Here is a 24,564-nt window from a genome sequence, read left to right on the forward strand (position 1 = left end):
CTATGGTACTGGATGGAAACAGAAACAATTTGTTGATAATTTTTCTACTGATTTATTGTATTACGGTAAAACAATTACCCCGCTTCGAACTATTGATGATTTAAGAATTGTATCTGACAATAGCAAAGCGAAAAAACTTATATTAATAGTATCCTTAGGAGGAAACGGGAAAGAATACATTGATGAATTGAAAAAAAATTCTTTGAAAAACGATATTATCATTAGTGTTACTTTAGATTCTAACAATCAATTAAACTCCCTCTCGAATTATTCTTTATATTATAAATATGATTCGATAAATCTAAAGAAACATTGGAATAGCTTAACCTTAAATTTTTTACTAGATTACTTAATTGAAAGTATAATTACCGAGAGCAAACTTATTAGAGACAAGTAAACCTATACTACTTCAAACGCTTTGATTACTTAGAATTTATTTATGACGAAAACAGAAAAGTCTTTTGTTACAATAGTAAACTTAATAAAGTTAGTGTTTTTTATAATATTCATTAAAACAACCTCCAACAAAGTTTTTCTAATTGTCGGAGGTTGTCTTAATTTTCACTTGTATCCACTGTAGGCAGTTTGTTTTTTCACTGGCAATACTTCGCCTGCGCTGTCAGAGGTTATTCGGCAATCTACAGATACCCGGATCAACTATTCTTGATATACAACAGTTCAAATAAGGACTCACCTAGGTGCTTTTCTTCCAATTCATTGATAAGAGCCATTAAGCTGAAGTCGGACAAGTTACTGTTAAATACGTTCAGTAACTTATCTTTGGACAAGTAATTTACCTGGGCTTTGTCCAAGCGTTTAAAGAGCTCGTTACGTATATCCTGCTCTTTAATTATTTTAAAATTATGGAATTTGACAATCATTTTTTCATTGTTGTCTGACACAACAGTGACCGAAGTCCTGTTCAACGCTGGGTCGAACGACTGCTCAACCACTTCCCCATTTTGCACGTCAATAATTCCCACTTTTTTTGATGCATTGAAATGAATAGTATGTTTGCGTTTTTTAGGTAGACTATTTGCGTCATCTTTTACTGTGATCGACAGGTTTTCTTTTGCGTCATTTAATTTAAATGTTGTTACCGCTCTTTGATGGTTGCTATCTTCAATCAATTCAAATGTGTTGTCTCTGCCAGGATAGATCAGCCATTCCATATCTTCTGGAAGTTCATGGGCATCTGTTTGGGTCGGATTCGGATCCAACGGTATAATGCTTCCTTCACTGGCAAATACTGGAATGGTCGTTTCATCTCTAAATACTTTAAGTTTAGCTTCACCTTTGTATCTAAAGTTGGTAAACACATCGAACCAATAGCCTTCAGGCAAGTACAATAGTTCACTGCCGTAAACCGTTTCTTCGTCTTTTTTACTTGTTATCGGTAAAACGAGTAACTCGCTCCCAAAGAAGTACTCATTTTTAATGTCATAAGCCGCTTCTTTTAACGGACACTTGTAGTAAGCTGGTTGAATAACGGGTATGCCTGCTTCACTGTTCAAAACATTTAAGGTATATAAATATGGAATCAATGCATGTCGCAAGCGTAAAAATGACATCATACTTTTTCTGACGATGCAACTGTACTTCCAAGGTTCTTTACTCGAAAAAGCACTGTTGGAACTGTGCAGACGGTTGATCGGGCTAAACACCCCAAACTGGAACCACCTTAGTGTCAGTTCTTCATCTTTATACCCTTTATAATGTCCACCGATGTCATGACTCCACCAGGTATAGCCAATATTTGATGAGGTAGCTGTTAAATAAGGCTGAAATTTCAGTGAATCCCATGTGATAATGGCATCACCTGAAAAACCGACAGGATAACGGTGACTGCCCGGACCACCGTAACGCGATAGAATCAGCTCATCTTTATTACGTTTTTTCATGTCCTGGAAATGATAATGATTAAGTAACCACAAAGGATCGATGTCGCTGCTGCTGAACTCGCCCTGCTGCCAGTCAATCCACCAGAAATCAACACCCTGTTTTTCCAGAGGATGATGGACATCTTCGAAATATACTTGGCGGAAATCTTCATCCATCAAATCAAAATTAGCCGGTTCTTCTATGGCTATATTCAGATTCAATTTATCCGCAATCAAATCATATTGGTCTTCAAAGGCTCTGATGCCATCTGCCGGATGAACATTTAAGGTTACGGCCAGACCTTTATCCTTTAGTGCCCTCAAAAATCTTTCAGGGTCTGGGAACAGTTTTTTATTCCACGTGTAGCCTGTCCAGCCACTGCCGTGTTTTGAGGGTACGTCTGTTAAATGCCAGTCCATATCGATCACGCTGACAGATAAAGGGATTTTTTCTGCTTCAAACTTATTGATCAACTCTAAATAGGACTCTTCTGAATACTTCCAGTACCTGCTCCACCAGTTGCCTAATGCATAACGCGGCAGTAGTGGTGGGTGACCGGACAGTCGGTAAAAGTCCTGAACAGCTTTCAAGTACTCTCTTCCGTAAGCAAAGAAATAAACATCCGTCTGTTCGTGATTTTTGACTTTTATATCGTTGTTCTCGTCAAAGACGAATGATTTGGAATCATCGAGTGTTGCATAACCGTATTTCGAAATAATGCTTTCTTCAAGTTCTGCTTCGCCATCCACGCGGTCTACGGTCCTTAAAGCACCCTTTAACGTTGGAATGGTTTGACCGTAATACCATCTGTTCGTGTAATTTGTATAGTTGTACCTTACATCAACCGATAAGTTCTTTGGAGAAAACTCCTTTTCCTTCACGTAACGCAGGTGAAATGAATCAGTTATGATTTCAAGCATTTTATGGGTTTCTTTGAGTTCAAAATCTACTTCTCCCAGATCCCTGTTCTTTACGATTTGTGTTGGACGATCTTCAAACAGGCCCTCCTCAGAATATTCCATGCGTAGTAATTTATTTGTAAGGACAGTAAATCGGTAGGTGTTGCCTTCGATGACGTTTTTAAATTTCTTTTCCAGTTTTGTCATATGTACACTCCCATTCAGATTATGATACGTTCGTTTTGATCTTATTGAGTTTTCTAATAAACAAGTAATAGGTTGCATATACCGTTAATGTGGTGCCAAATAAGACAAATAGTATAAAATTAACTGAATATAGAATGTAATGTAAAGTTATGAAAATCATGAAGTTGCCTGATGCAAATAACGGGTGCTTAAGAATAAAAACGGTTGTCTGTTTTATTTTCCAACCCATTGACATATTGTAGTGTGCATCTAAATAAAGCAGATAAAACACAACTATGCTTAAATAGAAAAACAGAACCACCAGTATGATAGACAGTATGAGATTGCTTTGGTAGGTAATGAAAAACACATACCCTCCCACAGTCAACAGGCTCGTATAAACCATCCCGATCAAGAAACTTTTTTTAAATCCTTTTTTATAATCCTTGAAAAAGGTGATCGGGTTGAATGGCGCATCTTCTATAATCAATTCTCGAACTGAGCTGATCAAAGCATGTGTCCCTGGGAAGAATAAAATTGGCAGGAACAACGACAAGAGTGGCAGTAATACGAACAAATTACTTGGTTCAGTCGTTAAACCTATTTGAATAAGGACGATGAAAACCGGTAAATTAACGATGATCCATAGGACATTGACTAGAGTGAACCTTGATATCAATATAGATAATTCATATAGCACGAGATATATTTTTTCACTCAATAGTATTATCCCTCCTTATTTTCTCTTTCATCTTAACATACGGAAATTTCAAAAAATAGAAAGAGCTGCGTAGTTGCTATTAGAAATAACAAGTAAGCAGCTCCTAATCTTCGTCGTCTAATTTCTACTTGATCGCACCTTCTGATACACCTTCAACTATTATCTTTTGAGCACTGAAGTAAAAGATGATAACGGGAATGATAGCGATCGTTAATCCCGCTAAAGCCAAGTGCCACTGTCTTGTATATTGCCCGAAGAAATAAAACATTCTAATTGGAATGGTCTCATTCGCACGACTCAAGACAAGCGAAGGCAAAAGGTAATCGTTCCAGATCCAAATAACATTCAATATTGCTACCGTTACTGATATGGGACTTAATAACGGGAAGATGATTTTAAAGAATATCTGAAATTTATTGGCTCCATCAATAATGGCTGCTTCATCCATCGATATGGATACTGTGGTCATTGCACCGTGATAAAGGAATAAGGCCAAACTCCCACCAAATCCTAAGTACATGAAGATCAATCCGTACCTGTTCAACATCCCAACTCTTCCGAAATTAGCTGTCAAAGGGATCATGACCGACTGAAAAGGAATAAGCATCGCACCAACAAATACCAGCAGAATGATGCCACTTAATCGACTTTTGTTTCGAGCCAGCGCGTAACCTGCCATTGAAGAAAACAGCACAATGACACCTACACTCACCAAGGTGATCAATAGAGAGTTGAAAAACGAGCGAATAAAGTTCAAATCATCGAACGCGACAACATAATTGTCAAAATTAAACTGATCCGGAAAATTCAACACGTTAGAAAAGATTTCTCTAGGTGTTTTGAAACTGTTAACTAACATAAGATAGAATGGTGAAACCCAGACTAACCCCATCAATAAACCTATGACTTCAATAATTAAGTATTTTCTTTTTCTCTTTTCATACACATTTTTTTCCATTATAAATCAACCTCTCTTTTCTTACTGTAGTATACTTGTGATAGAGAAAAGATTGCTACAATAATAAAGAATATGACTGCTTTAGATTGACCATAAGCCATCTGATTACTGGAGAATGCAGTGTCCACTATGTTCATGGCGACCATCTGTGTTGAGTTGTATGGTCCCCCACCTGTTAAGGATAAGTTTTGATCATAAATCTTAAACGAACTTGATAAAGTTAAAAACATTGAAACGGTAAATCCAGGCGCAATTAAAGGGAAAATAACGTGTCTGAATTTTTGAAAAGAGGTAGCTCCATCTATATTTGCCGATTCAATCAATTCTTTCGGAATACCTTGAAGGTAAGCAATGTAGATAATCATAATATAGCCGGCTTGCTGCCATACGGTTAAAATGATAAGTCCCCAAAACCCAGTCTCGGGTGTTGAAAGCCATCCCAATAACCCTTCAAAACCAGTAAAATCGCCCACCGCAGAAAAAACTCTAATGAAAATGAACTGCCAGATAAACCCTAATATCAAGCCACCAATTAGATTAGGCATAAAAAATACAGTTCTAAGAATATTTCGCGATCTCAGTTTGCTTGTTACAAGCACCGCTAAACCCAGACCAACAAAATTTAAAATGATGACACTCACAAAAGTGAATCTGAAGGTGAACCATAACGAATTTCTAAACTGTTCATCTTCTAGTAAACGTCTGTAATGTTCGAATCCAATAATATTATTAAAGTTCAGTCCATTCCAATCAGTAAAGGAATAGAATAAACCCATGAAAACAGGTACGATAACGACTAAAGATAAGCTCAATAAAACTGGTGTAATAAACAACCAGAAAGTCAGTTCTTTATTTTTCATAGCTCATTTCCTTTCTTAACTGACACTACTCATATTTCAAAGAAAAAAAGGGCCATATATTGAAATAGAATATGGCCCCTCTCAAAATTTTTATTTAAGAGATTCCCAGGCAGAAATTGAATTTTCAACCATTTCATCCCAAGTCATTTCGCCACCAATATAAGCTTGAATATTAGGTCCAAACTCGTTGTTTGTCCATCCTGTTGGGTAACCATTGAATACCCATCCGATCGTGTCGCCTCTTTCAGAGTAATCGTAAACGATTTGTGATATTGGATCACTGATTTCCATATCGTCGTATCCTTCATAAGCTGGAATAAAGTTGAACTCGTTGATAACAAAATCTTTCCCTTCATCAGACAAGTACATCCAGTCTAGGAAATCTTTAGCTGCTTGCACTGTTGCGTCGTCTTTGTTACTGTTGACTGCCCAGTAGTTGGGAACGCCAACGGGTAGTTGGTTTTCATAACCTTCTAAAGGAATTGGGATCATTCCGACACTGTTTTCAGCAAATTCAGGATCCATTTGTAACAATGTAGGATATACCCAGTTTCCTTGCTGAATCATAGCTACCTGTCCTAATGAGAAGTACTCTTCAACTTGTTGAGAATAATCTAGACTCAAAACAGGTCCTACCGAATAATCCACTTGCAGGTCAAGCATACGCTGGAATTCGTCACCTTTTTCAAATGCGACGGTTTCAGCATTATAGGCTTCATTTACATTTTCATCAAATTCATGTGTTAAGTAGACGTTAGATAAGTGGTTGCCTGGTACCCAAGCTTCAGCTCCAGGGAAAGCAAAAACAGCTTCGATGTCTAAATCATCTTTTTGACCGTCTATGGTCTGAACAGCTTCTTCCAGTTCTTCATAGGTACTGATTGCTTCGGCATCGATTCCGGCTGCTTCAAAAACTTCTTTATTATAAATAAAGCCATAACCCTCTAAGTTGTAAGGAAGTGCTGTAACTACGCCATCTTCACCGGTCACATCAGTCAAAGTACCTTCTAGGGCAGCATTAGCAGCATCCGTATCAGATAGATCAGCCAGATACTCCGCCATTTGTTCAAATTCATTGGGTCCTGCTACACTGAAGATATCCGGTTCATCACCAGCAGAGAAACGTGTGGTCAATTGTGTAAAGTAGTCCGTTCCGCCACCAACTGATGTGATTTCAATCGAGACATTCGGATTTTCGTCCATGTACATATCAGCGAGTTCATTGAATTGATTATTGAACTCTACTTTACCCTGCATAATGGCTAAGCTTACCTCTTCTTCAGTTTCACCATTACCGTTATCATCTGCACCATCCGTACCTGGAACGTCTCCATCGTTGCCACATGCGGCCAAAACACCTGCAGCTGACATCAAAACTAATCCTTTGTAAAAATGTTTACCCTTGAACATTGTATTTCCTCCCTTTTTAACTAATTTTACTCACACAAAATATTGTAAGTGTTTACATTACAAATATATAACAAATTGACCTATTACTCAATAGAATGAATTTATAATGATACCGGTATCATTATTTGAAAATCAGGGTATAATACTTGCTTTTTACTGTAATCTTTGTAATATATGCTTCTGAACTTGAAAAGTATGATACCTTTTAGTGATTCTATCTATTAGCCAAAACGATACTTTCATATGGGCGAAGGCATACTTTTTCGTTGATCCTGACCCCTTCATAATTACTCAATACTACCTGCGTATAATTTTTATCAATGGTGATCGTCTGCTTTTCATTGGTGAAATTGATCGCTGTTAATAGTTTCGTATCCTGCCACACTCGCTCATACACAAGGGTCTGATCGTTTGCCGTTCTATCTGGCACGAATTTCCCATAGACGATCACCTCTCTATAGTTGCTCGTCATTCTAAGTTCGATCAGTTTTTTATAATAGCTCAAAGCAGATCTATCATCCTGACTTTCCTTTTCAGCATTTATTTCAGTGTAATTGGGATTAACTTTTAACCAGGTGGTGTCTCCATCTGAAAATCCCGCCTGGTCTGAATCGTCCCACTGCATCGGAGTCCTGGAATTATCTCGGCTCCGCTTGCTGATCATTTTGAACGCCTTCTCTTTAGAAAGTCCTGTAAGTAGAGCCCTCTTGTACTGATCATGCGTCGCGATATCTTCATACTCTTCCATAGAATCCATTTCTATGTTGGTCATACCAAGCTCCTGCCCCTGATAAATAAAAGGCGTGCCTCTGAGCATCATGAAAAGAGTGCCCAGCATTTTTTTACTGTACTGATTGATATCATGCTTGGGAATGTACTTACTAACGGAGCGCGGCTGGTCGTGATTTTCCAAATAAAGGGCTCCCACCCTTTTTCCTGAGTGATCTCCTGATTGATGAAAATCTTTTCGCGCATATCCGTCCAGGTCCAGCCACTTGGTTTGAACCAGTCACCAGTTTCATTGACATCGATATCCGTGTAACTGAAGTCGAACACCATCGAAAAGAAGCCATCCGGACCAATGTATTGGTCTAAATGGTCATTAGGGACCGCTGCTTCCGCGACTGTAAAGCTGTCATGCACTTTAAAGGTACGATCATTTATTTCCTTTAAAAGCGACTGGACTCCCGGCTGGTTCATGATCCAGTGACCGATATAAACTAAACCGTCTTCACCATCCGGTTCCAGACGCCCGCGGACCATGCTCTTTTTGATGTTTAAAATCGCATCGATCCTGAATCCGGCTACCCCTTTGTCTAACCAGTAATTGATCATTTTATAGATTTCTTCTCGTAGTTCTTCATTCTCCCAGTTCAAGTCCGGCTGTTTTTTGCTGAAAGCATGTAGATAAAAGGTATTCTTTTCATGGGGCACAGGTTCCCACGCTGATCCGCCAAAATAGGACCGCCAGTTGTTGGGCGGCCGGCCGTTGCTGCCTTTCACGAAATGATAATATTTTCTATACTTACTGTCAGGGTCGTTCAGTGCTTCTTCGAACCATTCGTGTTCATCTGACGTATGATTTACGACCAAGTCCAGAAGTATCCTGATCCCCACCTTTTCAGCTTTTTCAATGAGTTCATCAAAATCTTCATTGCTGCCAAAAATAGGATCGATCGAGTAATAATCTGCAATATCGTATCCCCCATCGTCCATGGGAGACTTATACATTGGACAGATCCAGATCACAGTTATCCCTAGATCTTTTAAATATTGCAATCGGTTAATAATGCCTCTGACATCGCCAATGCCATCCTGATTACTGTCCTGAAAACTTTTCGGGTAGATCTGATAGACGACTGCTTCTTTCCACCACTTTTTATTCATCGTTTATGTACATCCAATCTATTATAAATTTAAGCCGACTGGCTTAGTTCGAATCCAATATTCCCATGATTCCTTTAACTCTTGATCATATATTTCACTAATTTGAGTATAACACAATGTAAACGCTCTATAACGGTATCGCTATTCTGTTTCACACGATACCGAAGTGATATTATTTTCAATGAAAAACCGCATCAACCATCAGAAAATGGATGGCTTACTGAAGCAGCTGGAAGACGATTATATAAAATCTGTCAAGGAGAATGAGAGCTCTAATGTGGAAGCATTTATTGAAAGCTTCTTGTACGCTTCCTGGATATATAATGAACAGCATATGGAAGAAATCACAACCGTTTTGAGTCGCTATTCAAAAGAGGAGATAACTAAATCAACTATGAGTGGTGCCTTCAGCGAAATGATCGATCAGCTCCGTCTCAAACTTCAGCAACTGGACAAAGAAAAAGAATACCCTCTGCTTCACTCCGACCACGGATCTAACTTGATTGTTGCGTTGGTTGACGGTCTGATGGTTCAGTATTTTGTCGGTGTGTATGACGTGGAACGATTGAGAGAACTGACACCATTTTTGAAAAAAGTCACACTAAACACCTTACGCACGGAAGTTGAGTAGGAATGAATATACTTAATATCTAATAATTTTAAATTCAGTAAAAAAAGAAAGCTAGGAGAAATCTCCCAGCTTTCTTTTATCATCTAATAAATCTATTAACTTATCGATTATCCTTTGTTTTTGTTATAAATGTCTATCGCTACAGCAAACAAGAGAACTAGACCCTTGATCGCCATTTGCCAGTCTGTACCGACTCCCGTTAATGACATTCCGTTATTCAATAATGCCATGACCAGTGCACCAACTAGTGCACCAACTACTGTACCAATACCACCGGAAGTAGATGCACCACCAATGTAACATGCTGCAATAGCATCTAGTTCAAATCCGCTACCCGCTTGGGCTGAAGCGGCATTTAACCTTGCTGAAAAGACCATACCTGCTATAGCGGACACAACTCCCATTGAAGCAAAAGTCCAAAACTTAACTCGTTTGGTATTTATTCCGGACAGTGTAGCTGCTTTTTCATTGCCACCAATCGCATATATATGCCGACCAATTGTAGTTCTGTCTGTAATAAATTTAGCAGCCAATCCTAGTTTTGTTAATATTATTAATACATTTGGAATGCCCTCATAGTTACCAAATGTATAGAACATCCATAAAATAGCTAAGGAAAAGGCAGTTATTTTTAAAATGAATCTTGTGTTACTTTCTGTATTTGTACCAAATTTCAAATCTTTCATTCTACTGCGAATAGACATAAAAACATATAGAGCTACAAAAATAAATCCTAATCCTAAAGTCAGCATAAAGGGATTATCAGTAAAAGCATCCGTTAAGAATCCACTACTCATTAACTGGAAAGCTCTCGGATATGAGGAAATCGTTTGACCATCTAGTATAACTATGGTCAATCCTCTAAACGTTAATAGTCCAGCTAATGTAGCAATAAATGCCGGAACATGAACGTAAGCTACCCAGAATCCATGCCATGCACCAATAAGTAGTCCTACCAGCAGACATATAAAAATAGCCAGATATACATTCATGTTATTTTCAATAATCAATACTGCACTTAAAGCACCCGTAAATGCTAAGACCAATCCAACAGACAAATCGATATCTCCCAGTAACACCAGCATCAGCATGCCAATTGTAAGAATGAAGATATAACTTTTTTGAAGAATAACATTGGTAATATTCATAGGTAACAGTAAAATTCCGCCAGTTAAAATTTGAAAAAGTATGACAATTAAAGCTAATAATATATACATACTGTTATTAACCAAAAACTTCTTAGCTGAATTTCTAATTGAATTTTCTTCTTTATTTAATCCACTATTTTTTACTGCTTCTTGAGTTTGCATTATTTATGCCCCCTTTTTGTTTACACTCATTGTCATATATTCCATTAGTTTTTCCTGGTTCACGTCAGCCGTCTTGAATTCTCCAGTAATTGTTCCTTCATTCATTGTATAGACGCGGTCAGAAATACCCATTAATTCTGGTAATTCTGATGATATGACAACAATTGCTTTTCCTTGATCAGCTAAGTCTTGAATAATTTTGTATATCTCATATTTTGCACCAACATCTATTCCACGAGTAGGTTCATCTAAAAACAGAATATCAGGTTCAGTAGCAATCCAGCGACTCAAGACAACTTTTTGCTGGTTCCCACCACTTAAACTATCCACTCGTTGAAAAACGTCAGTTGATTTTATATTTAGTTTCTTTTTATATTCACGACTTCTTTCTAACTCCCTGTTTTTATCTATTACAGTATTTTTGGAAACTTTCTCTAAACTAGCTATGGAAATATTGTTCAAGATATCTTGTATAAGTATTAAGCCGTCACCTTTTCTGTCTTCAGTGACATAAGCTAACCCATTTAATATAGCTTCCCTGGGATTTTTTAATTTAATGGGCTTACCGTCTTTAATTAATTCTCCAGATATATTCTTGCCGTAACTTTTCCCAAAAACACTTTTTACCAGTTCTGTTCTACCTGCACCCATTAAACCAGCAAATCCTAAAATCTCACCATTATTAACTTTAAAAGAGACGTTATTTATAACAATTCGTTCTGTATCTATAGGATTGTGTACAGTCCAATCATTAACTTCCAAAGCAACCTGGCCTTCGTTCGGTGTATGTTTAGGGAATCGGTTATCTAAGCTTCTTCCCACCATTCCTTTGATAATTCTATCTTCACTTATTTCATTCTTCTCTTTAGAAAGAGTTTCAATTGTTTCACCATCTCTTAATATAGTGACGTTATCAGCAACTTCAATAACTTCGTTTAATTTGTGAGAAATGATAATTGAAGTAATGCCTTCTTTTTTAAACTCTTTTAATAATTCTAATAAGTTTTCACTATCATTTTCGTTTAGCGAAGCGGTTGGTTCATCTAATATCAGCAGTTCTACTTTTTTTGAAAAGGCCTTTGCGATTTCGACTAATTGTTGTTTACCTACACCGATATCTTTAATTAAAGTAGTAGGATTTTCTTTAAGCCCAACCGTTTTCAATAATTCTTTAACTGAGATAATTGTTATATTTTTATTCACTATCCCCTTAGTCGCTTGTTCATTTCCAAGAAAAATATTATCTGCTATAGACATATAAGGTACTAAAGCTAATTCCTGGTGTATGATAACAATTCCTTTTTCTTCACTCTCTTTTATATTCTTGAATCTTGAGACATCACCTTTGTATACTATATCTCCGCTGTATTCACCATACGTATATACGCCACTCAATACTTTCATTAAAGTAGATTTGCCAGCTCCGTTTTCTCCTACTAAAGCATGAATCTCTCCTTTATTAACTTTAAAATTAACATTGGACAGTGCTCTAACACCAGAAAACTCCTTGATAATATTCTTCATTTCTAGAATATGAGACATGATTTCACTCCTTTCAAAATAATATAGGTTACCCAATCTAGACAGAGAGGATAACCTATGATGAAGAATTATTCTACGTCTGAGCTATCTATATATCCGCTATCGATTAGAATTTCTTGGTAGTTTCCTACATCAACTGCTATAGGATCTAACAGGTATGTTGGTATAACCTTTTCGTTATTGTCAAAAGATTCAGTATCATTCACTTCAGGTTCTTCGCCAGTAAGAATAGCATCTACGATTGAAGCAGCTGCTTTTGCTAGCGCTGTTGTATCTTTAAATACTGTCATGGTTTGATTACCATCAATAATAGAATTGACTGATGACACTTCGGCATCTTGTCCAGTAATAATGGGCATTGGTCTAGAATCGCTACCATATCCCATACTTACTAAGGAAGAAACTACACCTTGAGCAATAGCATCATTTTGAGCTAAGACTGCATCTATATCTTCATCTGAATAATGCCCGGTCAACAGATTATCCATACGTGTTTGAGCATTTGAAGCACTCCAAGATTCAGTAGCTACAGCATTAAAATTAACTTGCCCACTTTGTACAACAAGTTGGCCTTCATCCATATAGGGTTGCATAACATTCATTGCACCTTCAAAGAAGAATCGCGCGTTGTTATCATCAGGTGCTCCACCAAACAATTCAATGTTGAATGATTCATCAGTATTATCCAGATCCAGTGCATCAACGATATACTGTCCTTGGATTTCACCTACTGTAACTAAATCGAACGTTGTGTAATAGTCAAGATTTTCAGTGTTCATTATTAATCGATCATAAGCTATTACTGGAATATCTTGATTGGCTGCTAGATTTACTGGGTCAGATAATGTACTACCGTCAACTGGTGCGATAATTAATGCATCTACTTTTTTTGTAATCATATTTTCAATTTGCTCAGATTGTGTTTGAGTTTCACCTTGAGCATATTGAATATCGACATCGTAACCAAGACCTTCTAACTCAGTTACCATGTTGTTACCGTCTTTTTCCCATCTTTCAAGAGACTTATCCGGCATAGAGATACCAACTGTTCCATTTTCTGCGCCCGAACCACTTTCTGAACATGCAGCTGTAAGTAAACTAACAGAAACTAATCCTGCTATTGCAAATGCTTTTTTCATCAGACATTGCTCCTTCTTGTTTTATTTTGGTTTTAAATTATATATAGCGTTTTCATTTTATAATTAATAAGTAAACCAACTATACTTAATTACTGCTACACTCTTTTAAAACCCTTACATTTATGAAACTATTTAGTTTGTTTGTTTAATAAACTAACTAGTAAGTACACTTTAACATATCTTTAACATATCTTTAACATATCTTTTCAATATTAGTCAAGCAAAAATAAAAATATTTATTTGCCCTAATCATACTCAAGAAAAAAATCATATCCAGAGGAACGCTTGAGAGAACTAACTCCCAACTTGAACGTTTTTATACTTCATGCATTGAAAAGCGAATCGATATAATTAGTCTGATTTTAAACAAACAAATACCAAGTGTCCTGCATATAATATATCATGCAGGACACTTGGTATTTTATTCAATAGATTACTAATTAAAATTTCCAAGTTGTTCTTAACAGTTCAATCAATAACCTCCGCAATTACTAAAAGATTGAGAATGCTAGATAACACAACCTTCTTAACAATTATAGTAATAAGAAAGGATATTTAAAAAAATTACTATTGGAAAATCAAAGTATTATTTTCAGTAATAGTAAATTCTCTAGCTTTAAAATCAGCTTTGAGAATTGCAATCGACTCTTTATCTTTACTCTCTCTCGTTATAATAATCTCTGACTCTGAGGGAGTTTCGGTAATGATCGATCCTTCTAAATCAAACGCTTTTGTTACATTCCTGAACTCTAGCAGTTCTTTTAACTTTCTAACCACTGGTCTGCTCATTTCATCCTGTACTTCGTCTTTTGAATAGTAGTGACGATTGATATTTCTACCCTCTTTTGTACTTTCCAGCAGTTTTATATCATTTTCTCCAGCCAGTAAACCGACATAGTATACTTGCGGAATTCCCGGTGCGAAAATTTGGATTGCTCTGGCTAGCAGATAGCTTTCATCTTCATTTCCCAGAGCACTGAAATACGTGGTGTTAATTTGATATATATCTAAATTATTATAGCTCTCCGATGAATAAACTTTTTTCACGTTTGCCCCAACATCATATAATTTATCTGACGTGTAACTTAATTCTTCATCAGATAAAATGTCTTTCGCATCCACTACTCCTATTCCATCATGTGTATCCAGTGTCGTAAACTGTTTCATTGGACTCTTAGCTAACCACGATGCTAAACGATTAGTTTTTCCGCTATATATCGAATAGAGAACTACCATAGGTAAAGCAAAATCATAGATGTAATAGTCATGATCGGCTATTTTCATTTGAATAGAATAATGTTCATGAATCTCCGGCAACACTTCTATCTGATATTTTGCCGCTTCACTTTTTACTTCATCTAATAATTCCCAAATTTCTGGTTCGACAAAGAAACAATTAGTATTCAATTTTTTTATCGCATAGGCAAAGGCATCCAACCGAATTAGTGAACAGCCATGACTGGCCATATCTTTTATTGTATCTCTAATAAAATCTTTCGTGACCTCTTTCGTGACATCTAAATCGATTTGTTCTTCACCGAATGTATTCCAAACTTTCTCTTTGCCGCCATCGTTGAACTCTACTTCTTGAAAAGGAGCCACATCTTTGCGTTTATAAATCAGATCGATATCCTCTTTAGTAGGTCCTCCGTCTTTGAAAAATTCACTGATTTCAATAAACATATCTTTGTAAATTGATGAAACATGCTTTTTTTTGTAATCTCGGAAAAATGTAGACTCTCTGGAAATATGATTTATCATAAAGTCAAACATCAGATAATATTTTTCTCCTAATTCCTCTACTGCTTGCCACGTCCCGAATTCAGGATCAACGACGGTGTAGTCACTTGGAGCGAATCCGCGATCCCCTGTTGAAGGGAAAAACGGCAGAAGGTGAATACCTCCAATAGCCTTTTCAAAATGACCATCTAATATGTCGGTTAATTCCTTGAAATCTTTTCCTAAACTGTCTGAATAAGTTATCAGCATTACTTTATTTTGTATTTCCATCGATTTAATTCCTCCTTATCATCATCTAAATCATCAATTAAAAACACTTGTTATCAAACAATTACATTGCCTTTCATTTTTTAAAAGGTGTTAATAAGAGTTTAATGTCTTATTAACACCTTTTAAAATTTTAACTATTTAATCGTTAGTCACCTTGGAAATTTTAATGATCTCACTCCTAAAATCTCCTATAGGTTGAGGTTCAGCCATACCCTGTACTGGCACCACGGGGTCTATATAAATCCCTTTATTCATTAATTCATCACCATAATAACATGACTCTGATTTATTTACTTGATAAAGAAACTCTGGTTGAAGACCTTTAAATTTGACTCTCGTTGATAAAGTATTTGCACGATCAAGTATTTTGTAGAAATACATGAGCGCTTCATCTTTTGCTTGATTCACTATCATCCAGGACGTGCTGTCTTTTGAATCAAACGGACTTATTATTCTGTAGAATGTTCCAAATTGTATTAACGAGCGATTCTCTTTATAGAACTCTATCTGCCTTTTTACTGTTTCTTTATCATCATCATTCATTTCAGTTACATCAAGTTCATACCCAAGATTCCCGGCCATCGCTACGTCGCCTCTCATTTTAAGAGAAGTCATGCGACTGACCTGATGATTAGGCACCGCTGACACATGGGATCCCATAGAACTAATGGGCATAGTCATACTTGTCCCTGTTTGGATTTCCAGTCTTGCTACAGCATCCGTATTGTCAGATGTCCAAGTCTGTGGCATATAATGTAACATCCCAGGATCATATCTTCCGCCTCCACCTGAACAGCTTTCCCATAAGATGTTCGGATAAGTACTCGTCAAATTTTCCAGCATTTCATATAATCCCAAGATAAATCTATGCGCTACTTCGCCATCTTTAATGGAAGGGTTTTGCGATCCTAATTCACTCATATTACGGTTATAGTCCCATTTGATATAATCAATAGGCACATCATCCAGAATTTTTTTCATTTGCTTTAACACATGATCTCTTGCTTCTTTTTGACTGTAATCAATGACGAACTGGTCTCTTACCTGTGAAGGAACACTGTCCTTGGCTTTGAGCACCCATTCTGGATGATCGCGATATAAGTCACTATCTTCTGATATCATTTCCAGTTCAAACCAAAGACCAAATTTGAGCCCTTTACTTTTTATTTTTTCTGCCAGAGCTTTTAAACCGTTTGGTAATTTATCTTTGTATTCAAACCAATCTCCTAATGATGTAAGATCGTCATCTCTTTTTCCAAACCAGCCATCATCCAAAACAAATAATTCAATACCCAAACTAGCTGCTTCCTCAGCCATATTCTCTATTTTATCTTCGGTAAAATCAAAGTATGTTCCTTCCCAATTGTTGATTAAAACGGGCCGTTCTTCATTTTGATGTTCACCTCTGATCAAGTTGTTTTGATATAGTTGATGAAGGTCTTGAGACATCTTATTTAATCCTTGATCACTGTACACCATAACTACTTCAGGCGTTTGAAAAATTTCCCCTTTATTCAATTTCCAAGAAAAATGTTCAGGATTAATGCCCATTTGCAGTCTCGTTTTTCTGTATTCATCAACTTCGACATTGGCCACAAATTCTCCGGAATAAACAAAGTGCATACCGTAAACTTCGCCACTATGTTCCGTTGTGTCTGGATCAGTTAGGGCTATAAAGGGTTGATACGTATGACTGGTGGTTCCTCTTTTTGAATCTAGTTTGTGTACCCCTCTAGAGAGTTTGTCTCTTTCAATTTCTCTTTCTCTACCCCAGGCACCTGGGAGTTGAATAAAGTCAAAGTTTGAATGGTCAAAATCTACTGACGCACTTAACATTTTTTCTATTTCAATTACCTCTATATTTTTATTTATTATCTCTGCGGAGCGGGTGATGACGCCATACTTTTCAAATATAGTGTAAAAGAGATTGACCTCTAGTTTCTTTATGGTGTCCACTAAAGTGATCTTCAGTGTTTTTGCTTCACTATCCTTATTAATATAAGTAGCAGGCAACCCATTTATCCCTGGCTTACCATCAATTATTTCAAATGACGCATATTCTAAAGCTGTATTGAATGACCCATCTTTATATCGAATAGTCAGTGCTGATTCTCTATAATCACCATTATTATCTCCAGGAAATTCCTGGGGCAACGTTGTCAGCGAAAATTCTCGACCTTTAAATTCATTAGGTATAACACTGAAAGGACGGTCTGCATAACGATAGTCTGATTGTGACTGATTATCTGAAACAGCTTTTCCCCAGTAATTGTGTGTCAAGTACTTTTCTTGTTCTATTGAAAACTGGTAACTGACAATATCGTTTTTCATATGGAAACTTTTAGTTTTTTCATTATAAAAAATATTCATTATTTACCTCCTGTAGATGCAATACCTTGAATGAATCGTTTTTGGAAAATGACATATAAGATGACCATCGGAATTATCGCTATTACTGATCCAGCCATCAATTCCGGATAGTTCGTAGCATATTGTCCCTGCAAACTAGCCAGACCCGCTGATAAGGTCATTTTATTTTGAGACATGTTGACGATTAAAGGCCACATCAGATCCTTGTAAGCAAATAATGATGTGAATATTGCTAAAGAAATCAAACCAGACTTAGCTAATGGCAAATAAATTTTGTAGAAAATCTGCCAAATATTAGCACCGTCAATGGTCGCTGCTTCCATTAATTCATCCGGCAATTTCATGAAAAATTGACGCAGTAAAAATGTTCCGAATGCTGATACTACACCCGGGATCACTAATGCCGAAACGGTGTTTAATAAACCCAAATTTTGAACCAGTAAATACTGTGGTGTCAGAAAAATCTGAGCTGGTATCATCATCTGTGTTAAAACGATCATGAAAAAGATGTTCTTCCCAGGAAAGTCTAATTTGGCGACGGCAAACGCAGCCATTGCACTGAATAAAGTTGATGATATAATTCTGAAGAAAATCATGAGTCCTGTGTTTATAAAAAAGCTGACAAATGGGAGGACATTCCAGACCTTGGAATAATTTTGCCATCTAAAACTTTCAGGAAAAATTTGCGGTGGTATTGATATTGATTCGCCTACCGTTTTTCCAGAAGTCAAAATCATCCAGACAAAAGGTAGAACCATGCCTATTGCGCCTATAATCAATATAACGTGTATAAGCGTTTTAGTTTTTACATTTAAATCTTTATGCATACTCATTTCCTCCTAGTCATAGTTGACCCATTTTTTCTGACCTACTAATTGTATAGCTGTAATAATCATGATAATCAATACCAATATAATGATTACTGCGGATCCATAACCTTTGTCATTTAGTACATAAGACTCATGGAAAAATAAATACACGAGTGATTGTACCGATGAGAGAGAAGGGTTAGTGAGATCAAACATAACAAAAATAACATCAAAAACTTGTAACGCTGAAATTATACTTGTTACTAATACAAAGAATAGTTGTGGCGTCAATAAAGGCAACGTGATTTGGAAAAATTGTCTAAGCTTACTCGCACCATCTACCGTAGCTGCTTCATAATAATCCTTTGAAATTTCCTGCAAGCCTGCTAATAACAGTATCATGTTATACCCGATATTTGACCATATACCTACAATAATAACGGCCCACAGAACTAGGTTTGGGTCTGACAACCATTGAATATCTGCGTTGAATCCTAAACTTTCAATAATTATATTTATCAGACCGTATTGAGAATTAAATAACCATCTCCATACCATCGCAACTGCTGCCGGAGCAGCTATCATTGGTAAAAAGTACAATGTTCTATATACACTCAAACCTTTTATCTTAGTGTTAAGTAAAACAGCTGCTAACGTTGATAGAACCACTGTAATTGGTACTTGTATGCCAGCATAAAACAGCGTGTTGCTCAGTGATTTCCAAAAATTAGTATCATTAAACATTTTAATATAATTATTTAAACCTATAAAAGTTGATTGGCCAAAAGTGCTGACGCTATGAAAACTTAGATACACTGTTTGAAAAACTGGAAAGATATTTAAAACCAACAGACCTATCAAAGTCGGTGCTATAAATAGCCATCCCCAAAACATCATATTTCTTTTAGTATTTAATTTTGCTTTTTTAGTACTAGTATTTTCAACTGTTGGATTTTGAACCTCCATGATATACCTCCTCTTATTACATGCTGATAATTAATAAACGAACTTATTACTGTTATAAATATAGGCCCGGACCATTGTCGCAGGCCTATTTACAGCAGTAGCTTAAAAATCAGTAAATACTTTTATTGCTCACTTTCCAAGACATCTTCGACTCTGCTTATTATCGATTCAGATACTTCTTCGACCGTAGCTTTCCCTTCAAAAACAGGAATCAGCTCTTGATTTTCTGCATCTTCCCAGCGAGCTGTAAATTTAGAGTACGGTTTGATCACTGCATTATCCATTTGATCTAGATAAATTTGTGTATTAAATTGAGGATAGGCATCAAGGAATGACTCATCCGTCCCATTTAGTGCTGGAATTGCGCTTCCGTATTCACCTTGAATGATCATGGCTTTTTCAGATGATAAAAATTCTAAAAACTTACGCGCCTGGTCAGGATGATCTGTGAAATCTGATACCGAGTTAGCTAAACCATTATAAATAACTGCGTCTTGAGTGCCTGTAGGTAATGGCGCTACATCGACATGTTCGTTCGTATATTCGTTTTCAGCTAATTGTGATATCATCCATGAACCGAAAAATCCCATTGCTGCACGTCCAGATTGAAAGAATGTTAAATTGGTATTATCCGCAAATTGACCCACTGTAGGTGATACACCATGTTCAACACTCAAGTCAGCATACCATTGAACAGCTTCTTTGGTCTCGTCTTCTCTGAACCCAGAGGTGGTCTTATCTTCCGATAATACATGCCCACCGTTTTGATAAATGAAATTATGATAACCTTCTTCCCTGATAAGAGGTGCTAGAACACCATATATATTATTTTCTAAATCAGTCAGCGCTTTTGCATTTTCTAATAAATCATCCCATGTCCATTCATCGTTTGGATAATCTAATCCTGCTTCATCGAACAAGGTTTTGTTATACCATAAACCAATATTCCCATAATCTTTAGGTACACCTAGTATTTCACCGTTCTCCGTTGTATAGACCTGGACTAATTCCTCTGGAAAATCATCCATACTGAGCGTGTCACTTTCATTTGGCAAATCAGAAATGTCCATTAACATTTGACCTTCTGAATAATTAGAAAATTGGCTAGAGTGTATCCAGAAAATATCAGGTAAACTTTCTCCCTGACCTCCTGATTCGAGTTTAGTCCAATATTGATCCCATGGCGTTACTTCTACATTCACTTGGATTCCAGGATTCTCTTCTTCAAAAGCATCTGCAATTGCTTTCATACCAGCAGCCTGTCCTTGATCCCAAATACTGTAAATTAAGGTAGCATTTCCATCAGCAGAACTTTCAGCGTTACATCCTGTCAAAATTAGAGCTGCCCCTAATCCTACTGTTAACGATAATCTTTTCCAATTTCTATTCATTGTATTTGCCCCTTTTCGCTTTTTTAGTAAATCTTTTACCTGCTCGCTAGTTCTTTGTAACCGCTTTACTATAGTACTATCATATCAGATAAATTGAAATAATACTTAACTTAAACTGGTGTTCAAACGCTGAATGACATCTTCCTGTGAGTTTTCAAGGATGTTAAGTGAGAAGTCCGTATTTTCTTCCTGATAACGTGCTTCAGCCATTTCAAGTGCCCTTACGTTGAAGTTAGGGTCCCAGGTCCAAACCGTCAGCTCATCCATATCACCAGTAGTTTCTTCAGTGGTGTCTTCCCCTGTATCTCCTTCTGTGTCAGTTGTTTCCTCATCACCGTTACCACAAGCTGCAAGTAATAATAATGCTGAAGCACTTAACGCCAAATAACTTTTTTTATTTATCATGTAAAACCCTCCATTTTTATTTAGTGTATGGTTCCAAACTTAACTGATACTGGTAACTTTCGTTCTTCAGTTTATACTTATCCAACACCCCTGGTCCACAACTCGAAGAACCAATGCCGTTCAGTTTATAATCGACATTTAATTCAAACGCGTCTGCTTTTAAAAGTTCGTAGATATGTTTGGCTTCGTCCAGTTGTTCGGTACTGTAAGCTCTTAAGCTGAAGTTCAACGCTTTTCCTTTGACAATGAGTCCCGTGCCGTCGCTGTGTGTGAAACTGACCCAATCGACATCGCTGCGGTTCCCATTTTCCTGAGGCATAATGTAAGGTGTTTCCAATTCATCACTCTTCATATCCCAGACGTCCTTGCGAGTAGCGAACTGAATGTCCGGATAAGATTCGCCCGGACCGTTGCCGTACCAGGTGACATGTTCGAGCCATTTGGAGACGTTCATTCGAAGACCGATTTTCGGTAAAGTAACTGGGCCGATGCCGAATTTTTCACCTTTGACATCGATATCGATGACGCCGTTCGGTTTTACCGTATAGGTAACCTTTGACCGGAAGCCCCAGCTTAAAACGGGCGGTGCCAAAGTGCTTTTCACTTCAATGGCGACGCTGCTACCTTCTGGATAAACTTTTACGTCCTCAATTCTTTCCTGGAAGTGATCAACGCCGTATTGTTTCCAGACATCTCGGTTTGGACTGGTACCAAAGTCGTCGTGCCCGATACTGTCATTATCCGTCATGGCCCGCCAGAAATTATTCTCTGGTCCGTCTTCGATCAAGAGGTCTCCTTTGGCCATATACGTTTTGATTTTGCCTTTGAAGGTATCAAAGACCAGTTTGAACCGTCCATTGTGAAGGACGAGCGTGTCTCCGTCTTCAAAACGTTCGATCGGTTCATCTGTCGAAATAGTCTTTGGATAAGTCACTTCATTACCTATAGTGAATTGATCCCAGGCTACTAAATGACCCCGGTCGCTCCATCTGGTTGCTGTTTCAGTTTGAAACTCGACCAGCAACTGAGATTCTTGTGTGATCTCTGACAAGTCAACTGGTAAGTCGATTGTTTCTGATTCATGTGCTTTTACGCCACTCACGTCCAAATCACCTTGTTTCACTATCTTTCCGTTCTGTTTAAGGACCCAACAGCCTTTGAGATGATTTAAAGCAACGAAATCATAGCGGTTCGTAACGGTGAGTTTGTTGCCATCAAGTTCTGCTTTCACCGGCTGGATCGCCCGTTTGTAATCTTGCAGTGCGGGTGATGGTGTGCGGTCCGGGAAAATCAAACCGTCAATGACAAAGTTGCCGTCATGCGGGTGTTCACCGAAATCGCCACCATATGCGTAAAATTCCTGACCATCTTCATTCACGGATTTGATTCCATGATCGATCCATTCCCAAACAAAACCACCTTGCAAGCGCGGGTATTTGTTGAACAAGTCGGTGTATTCTTTGAAGCCACCTGGCCCGTTACCCATCGCATGTGCAAATTCGCATAAGACATGCGGTTGTTCCAGCTGAGTCTGTTTACCTAATTTTTCAAGCCGTTCCACGTCTGTATACATCGTAGAAAAGAAATCGGCACTCTGATTCAATTGTTTCGGTTCATAATTTGATTCATCCAAGATACGAATGCTTTCGCCTTCATAATGAAGGAGACGGGTATCGTCTCGCCCTCTTGCCCACTCAGCCATGGCCAGATGATTCTGTCCAAAGCCGGATTCATTGCCGAGCGACCAGATAATAACGGCCGGATGGTTCTTGTCCCGTTCGACCATGCGCGTGATGCGGTCGACATAATTTTTCTGCCAGTCTTTGTTGTCACTCAACTGGTCCGGATCATTGATCAATACAAACCCGTGTGTTTCCAAATCCGTTTCGTCGATTACATAAAAACCGTACTCATCACATAAATCATAAAAACGTGGGTCACTTGGATAATGAGACGTTCTGATCGCGTTGATATTGTGCTGCTTCATCAGTTTAAGATCCTGTTCCATCACATCAACGGTGACATACCGGCCATGTTCGGGATGAAACTCGTGCCGGTTCACGCCTTTAAATAAAATACGTTTTCCGTTCACTTGGATCAGACCATCTTTGAGTTCCACTTGCCTGAACCCGACACGCTGCGGTATAACTTCCAGAATGTCGTCATCGTTCTTGATCATCAGCTGTAAATGATACAGATATGGTTCTTCAGCTGACCATTTATGCGGTTCTTCGATTTTTTTGGTAAAGTTTACTGTTTCTTTTTCAATCAAAATACTTTCTTCAAACACTTTATTTTGTTCATGGTCTAAAAGCTGGACCACCAATTCTTTACCGATCGATGCTTTTGTAAATTCGACAGAAAGATTGAGTTCTGCATCTTTATACTCAGGACCAAACAGTGTTTTGACGAAATAATTTTTAATGCCCGCGGCCTCTTTGGAAATGATATAGACATCTCTGAAAATGCCTGAAAGCCACCACATGTCCTGGTCTTCCAGATAACTTTGAGCTGACCATTTGTAGACTTTGACCGCTAAGGTATTATTTCCTTTTACTAAAAAATCCGAAACATCAAACTCAGCTGCGATTCGGCTCCCAGTTGAATAACCGATATATTTGCCGTTCAACCACAGATCGAATGCACTGTCGACACCTTCAAACCGTATCACTGAGCGTTCATTCAATTCCGTTAAGTAAAACTCTTTCCGGTACGCCCCTGTTGGATTATCTGACGGAATATGCGGCGGATCGACCGGAAACGGATACTGCACATTTGTATAATGAGGTTTACCAAATCCTTTCATTTCCCATTGTGACGGAACATGAAGTGATTCCCATGATCGATCACTGAATTCTTTCTCGAAAAAACCTTCGTCTACGTCGTTCGGGTGTTTGCCGTAATGAAACTTCCAAACCCCGTTCAACAATGTAAAGCCGCTGGATCGTGTCCGATCATATGTAAGCGCTGTGTCACTATCTTTATAGGTAAAAAAGTACGCATGCTCGGGCTGACGGTTCACTTCCAGCACATCTTTTTTCAAATAGTTCGTAGAGATGATGGTTCCCACCTTCCTTCAATACGTGTTGATAGAATTTTTTTGTAACCCTTCTCATTTGTTGTTGTAATAATAATATAAAAAATACCACTAAAATGCAAGCGTTTTTACAAACATTTACTAAAATTAGT

18 protein-coding genes and 1 pseudogene are annotated in these 24,564 nt (G+C 37.6%); 2 read left to right on the forward strand and 17 right to left on the reverse strand.

What is annotated here, in order from left to right; all coding sequences use genetic code 11:
- Positions 1 to 397 (forward strand): annotated as a pseudogene (locus AX762_RS12790) (MurR/RpiR family transcriptional regulator); the annotation flags it as partial.
- A 256-nt stretch (positions 398 to 653) separates the two neighbouring features.
- Here AX762_RS12790 and AX762_RS07330 read toward each other — a convergent pair.
- The 7 genes from AX762_RS07330 to AX762_RS13160 form a co-directional block, all read right to left on the reverse strand.
- Positions 654 to 2,987, reverse strand: a complete 2,334-nt coding sequence (locus tag AX762_RS07330) for a glycoside hydrolase family 31 protein (RefSeq protein ID WP_071848499.1) — start codon at positions 2,985 to 2,987, stop codon at positions 654 to 656.
- Between the two features lie 19 nt (positions 2,988 to 3,006).
- Positions 3,007 to 3,687, reverse strand: a complete 681-nt coding sequence (locus AX762_RS07335; RefSeq protein ID WP_071848500.1) for a DUF624 domain-containing protein — start codon at positions 3,685 to 3,687, stop codon at positions 3,007 to 3,009.
- Positions 3,688 to 3,811: 124 nt separating this feature from the next.
- Positions 3,812 to 4,645: a carbohydrate ABC transporter permease gene (locus tag AX762_RS07340; RefSeq protein ID WP_071848501.1), complete on the reverse strand. Its 834-nt coding sequence runs from the start codon at positions 4,643 to 4,645 to the stop codon at positions 3,812 to 3,814.
- Complete coding sequence (locus AX762_RS07345) at positions 4,645 to 5,505, reverse strand: carbohydrate ABC transporter permease (RefSeq protein WP_071848502.1); 861 nt, start codon at positions 5,503 to 5,505, stop codon at positions 4,645 to 4,647. Before AX762_RS07345 ends, AX762_RS07340 begins: the two co-directional genes overlap by 1 nt.
- A 90-nt stretch (positions 5,506 to 5,595) precedes the next feature.
- The gene (locus AX762_RS07350) at positions 5,596 to 6,915 is read right to left on the reverse strand and encodes an ABC transporter substrate-binding protein (RefSeq protein WP_071848503.1); all 1,320 of its coding nucleotides are present in this window, start codon (positions 6,913 to 6,915) and stop codon (positions 5,596 to 5,598) included.
- Between the two features lie 214 nt (positions 6,916 to 7,129).
- Complete coding sequence (locus AX762_RS13155) at positions 7,130 to 7,843, reverse strand: alpha-amylase family glycosyl hydrolase (protein ID WP_256244575.1); 714 nt, start codon at positions 7,841 to 7,843, stop codon at positions 7,130 to 7,132.
- A complete protein-coding gene (locus AX762_RS13160) occupies positions 7,732 to 8,802 on the reverse strand; it encodes an alpha-amylase family glycosyl hydrolase (protein ID WP_256244577.1) in 1,071 nt (356 codons plus the stop codon). The genes AX762_RS13155 and AX762_RS13160 overlap by 112 nt, the downstream gene beginning before the upstream one ends.
- A gap of 181 nt (positions 8,803 to 8,983) precedes the next feature.
- Between AX762_RS13160 and AX762_RS07360 the strand changes: the two genes are divergently transcribed.
- Positions 8,984 to 9,433, forward strand: coding sequence for a hypothetical protein (locus AX762_RS07360; protein WP_071848504.1), 450 nt, complete (start codon positions 8,984 to 8,986; stop codon positions 9,431 to 9,433).
- 107 nt (positions 9,434 to 9,540) lie between these two features.
- On the opposite strand, the gene mmsB is transcribed toward AX762_RS07360, so the two are convergent.
- The 10 genes from mmsB to AX762_RS07410 all read right to left on the reverse strand — a co-directional run bounded on the left by mmsB (position 9,541) and on the right by AX762_RS07410 (position 24,445).
- Positions 9,541 to 10,743 carry a multiple monosaccharide ABC transporter permease gene (mmsB, locus tag AX762_RS07365; RefSeq protein WP_083432869.1) on the reverse strand — a complete coding sequence of 401 codons (1,203 nt, stop codon included), beginning with the start codon at positions 10,741 to 10,743 and terminating at the stop codon, positions 9,541 to 9,543.
- A gap of 3 nt (positions 10,744 to 10,746) precedes the next feature.
- Positions 10,747 to 12,288, reverse strand: a complete 1,542-nt coding sequence (mmsA, locus tag AX762_RS07370) for a multiple monosaccharide ABC transporter ATP-binding protein (protein ID WP_143139321.1) — start codon at positions 12,286 to 12,288, stop codon at positions 10,747 to 10,749.
- A gap of 65 nt (positions 12,289 to 12,353) precedes the next feature.
- Complete coding sequence (gene chvE / locus AX762_RS07375) at positions 12,354 to 13,424, reverse strand: multiple monosaccharide ABC transporter substrate-binding protein (protein ID WP_071848506.1); 1,071 nt, start codon at positions 13,422 to 13,424, stop codon at positions 12,354 to 12,356.
- Between the two features lie 567 nt (positions 13,425 to 13,991).
- On the reverse strand, positions 13,992 to 15,434 hold the full coding sequence (gene gtfA / locus AX762_RS07380; protein ID WP_071848507.1) for a sucrose phosphorylase: 1,443 nt from the start codon (positions 15,432 to 15,434) through the stop codon (positions 13,992 to 13,994).
- Between the two features lie 138 nt (positions 15,435 to 15,572).
- Positions 15,573 to 17,804 carry an alpha-galactosidase gene (locus tag AX762_RS07385; protein WP_071848508.1) on the reverse strand — a complete coding sequence of 744 codons (2,232 nt, stop codon included), beginning with the start codon at positions 17,802 to 17,804 and terminating at the stop codon, positions 15,573 to 15,575.
- On the reverse strand, positions 17,804 to 18,631 hold the full coding sequence (locus AX762_RS07390) for a carbohydrate ABC transporter permease (protein ID WP_071848509.1): 828 nt from the start codon (positions 18,629 to 18,631) through the stop codon (positions 17,804 to 17,806). Before AX762_RS07390 ends, AX762_RS07385 begins: the two co-directional genes overlap by 1 nt.
- Positions 18,632 to 18,643: 12 nt before the next feature.
- Positions 18,644 to 19,510: a carbohydrate ABC transporter permease gene (locus AX762_RS07395; RefSeq protein WP_218162483.1), complete on the reverse strand. Its 867-nt coding sequence runs from the start codon at positions 19,508 to 19,510 to the stop codon at positions 18,644 to 18,646.
- 191 nt (positions 19,511 to 19,701) lie between these two features.
- Positions 19,702 to 20,970 carry a sugar ABC transporter substrate-binding protein gene (locus AX762_RS07400; protein WP_071848511.1) on the reverse strand — a complete coding sequence of 423 codons (1,269 nt, stop codon included), beginning with the start codon at positions 20,968 to 20,970 and terminating at the stop codon, positions 19,702 to 19,704.
- A gap of 105 nt (positions 20,971 to 21,075) precedes the next feature.
- A complete protein-coding gene (locus AX762_RS07405) occupies positions 21,076 to 21,375 on the reverse strand; it encodes a hypothetical protein (protein WP_071848512.1) in 300 nt (99 codons plus the stop codon).
- Between the two features lie 16 nt (positions 21,376 to 21,391).
- On the reverse strand, positions 21,392 to 24,445 hold the full coding sequence (locus tag AX762_RS07410) for a glycoside hydrolase family 2 TIM barrel-domain containing protein (RefSeq protein ID WP_218162482.1): 3,054 nt from the start codon (positions 24,443 to 24,445) through the stop codon (positions 21,392 to 21,394).
- Positions 24,446 to 24,564: the final 119 nt, after the last annotated feature.

It is taken from the genome of Alkalibacterium sp. 20, assembly GCF_001885615.1.
In the GTDB taxonomy this organism is placed as follows: domain Bacteria; phylum Bacillota; class Bacilli; order Lactobacillales; family Carnobacteriaceae_A; genus Alkalibacterium.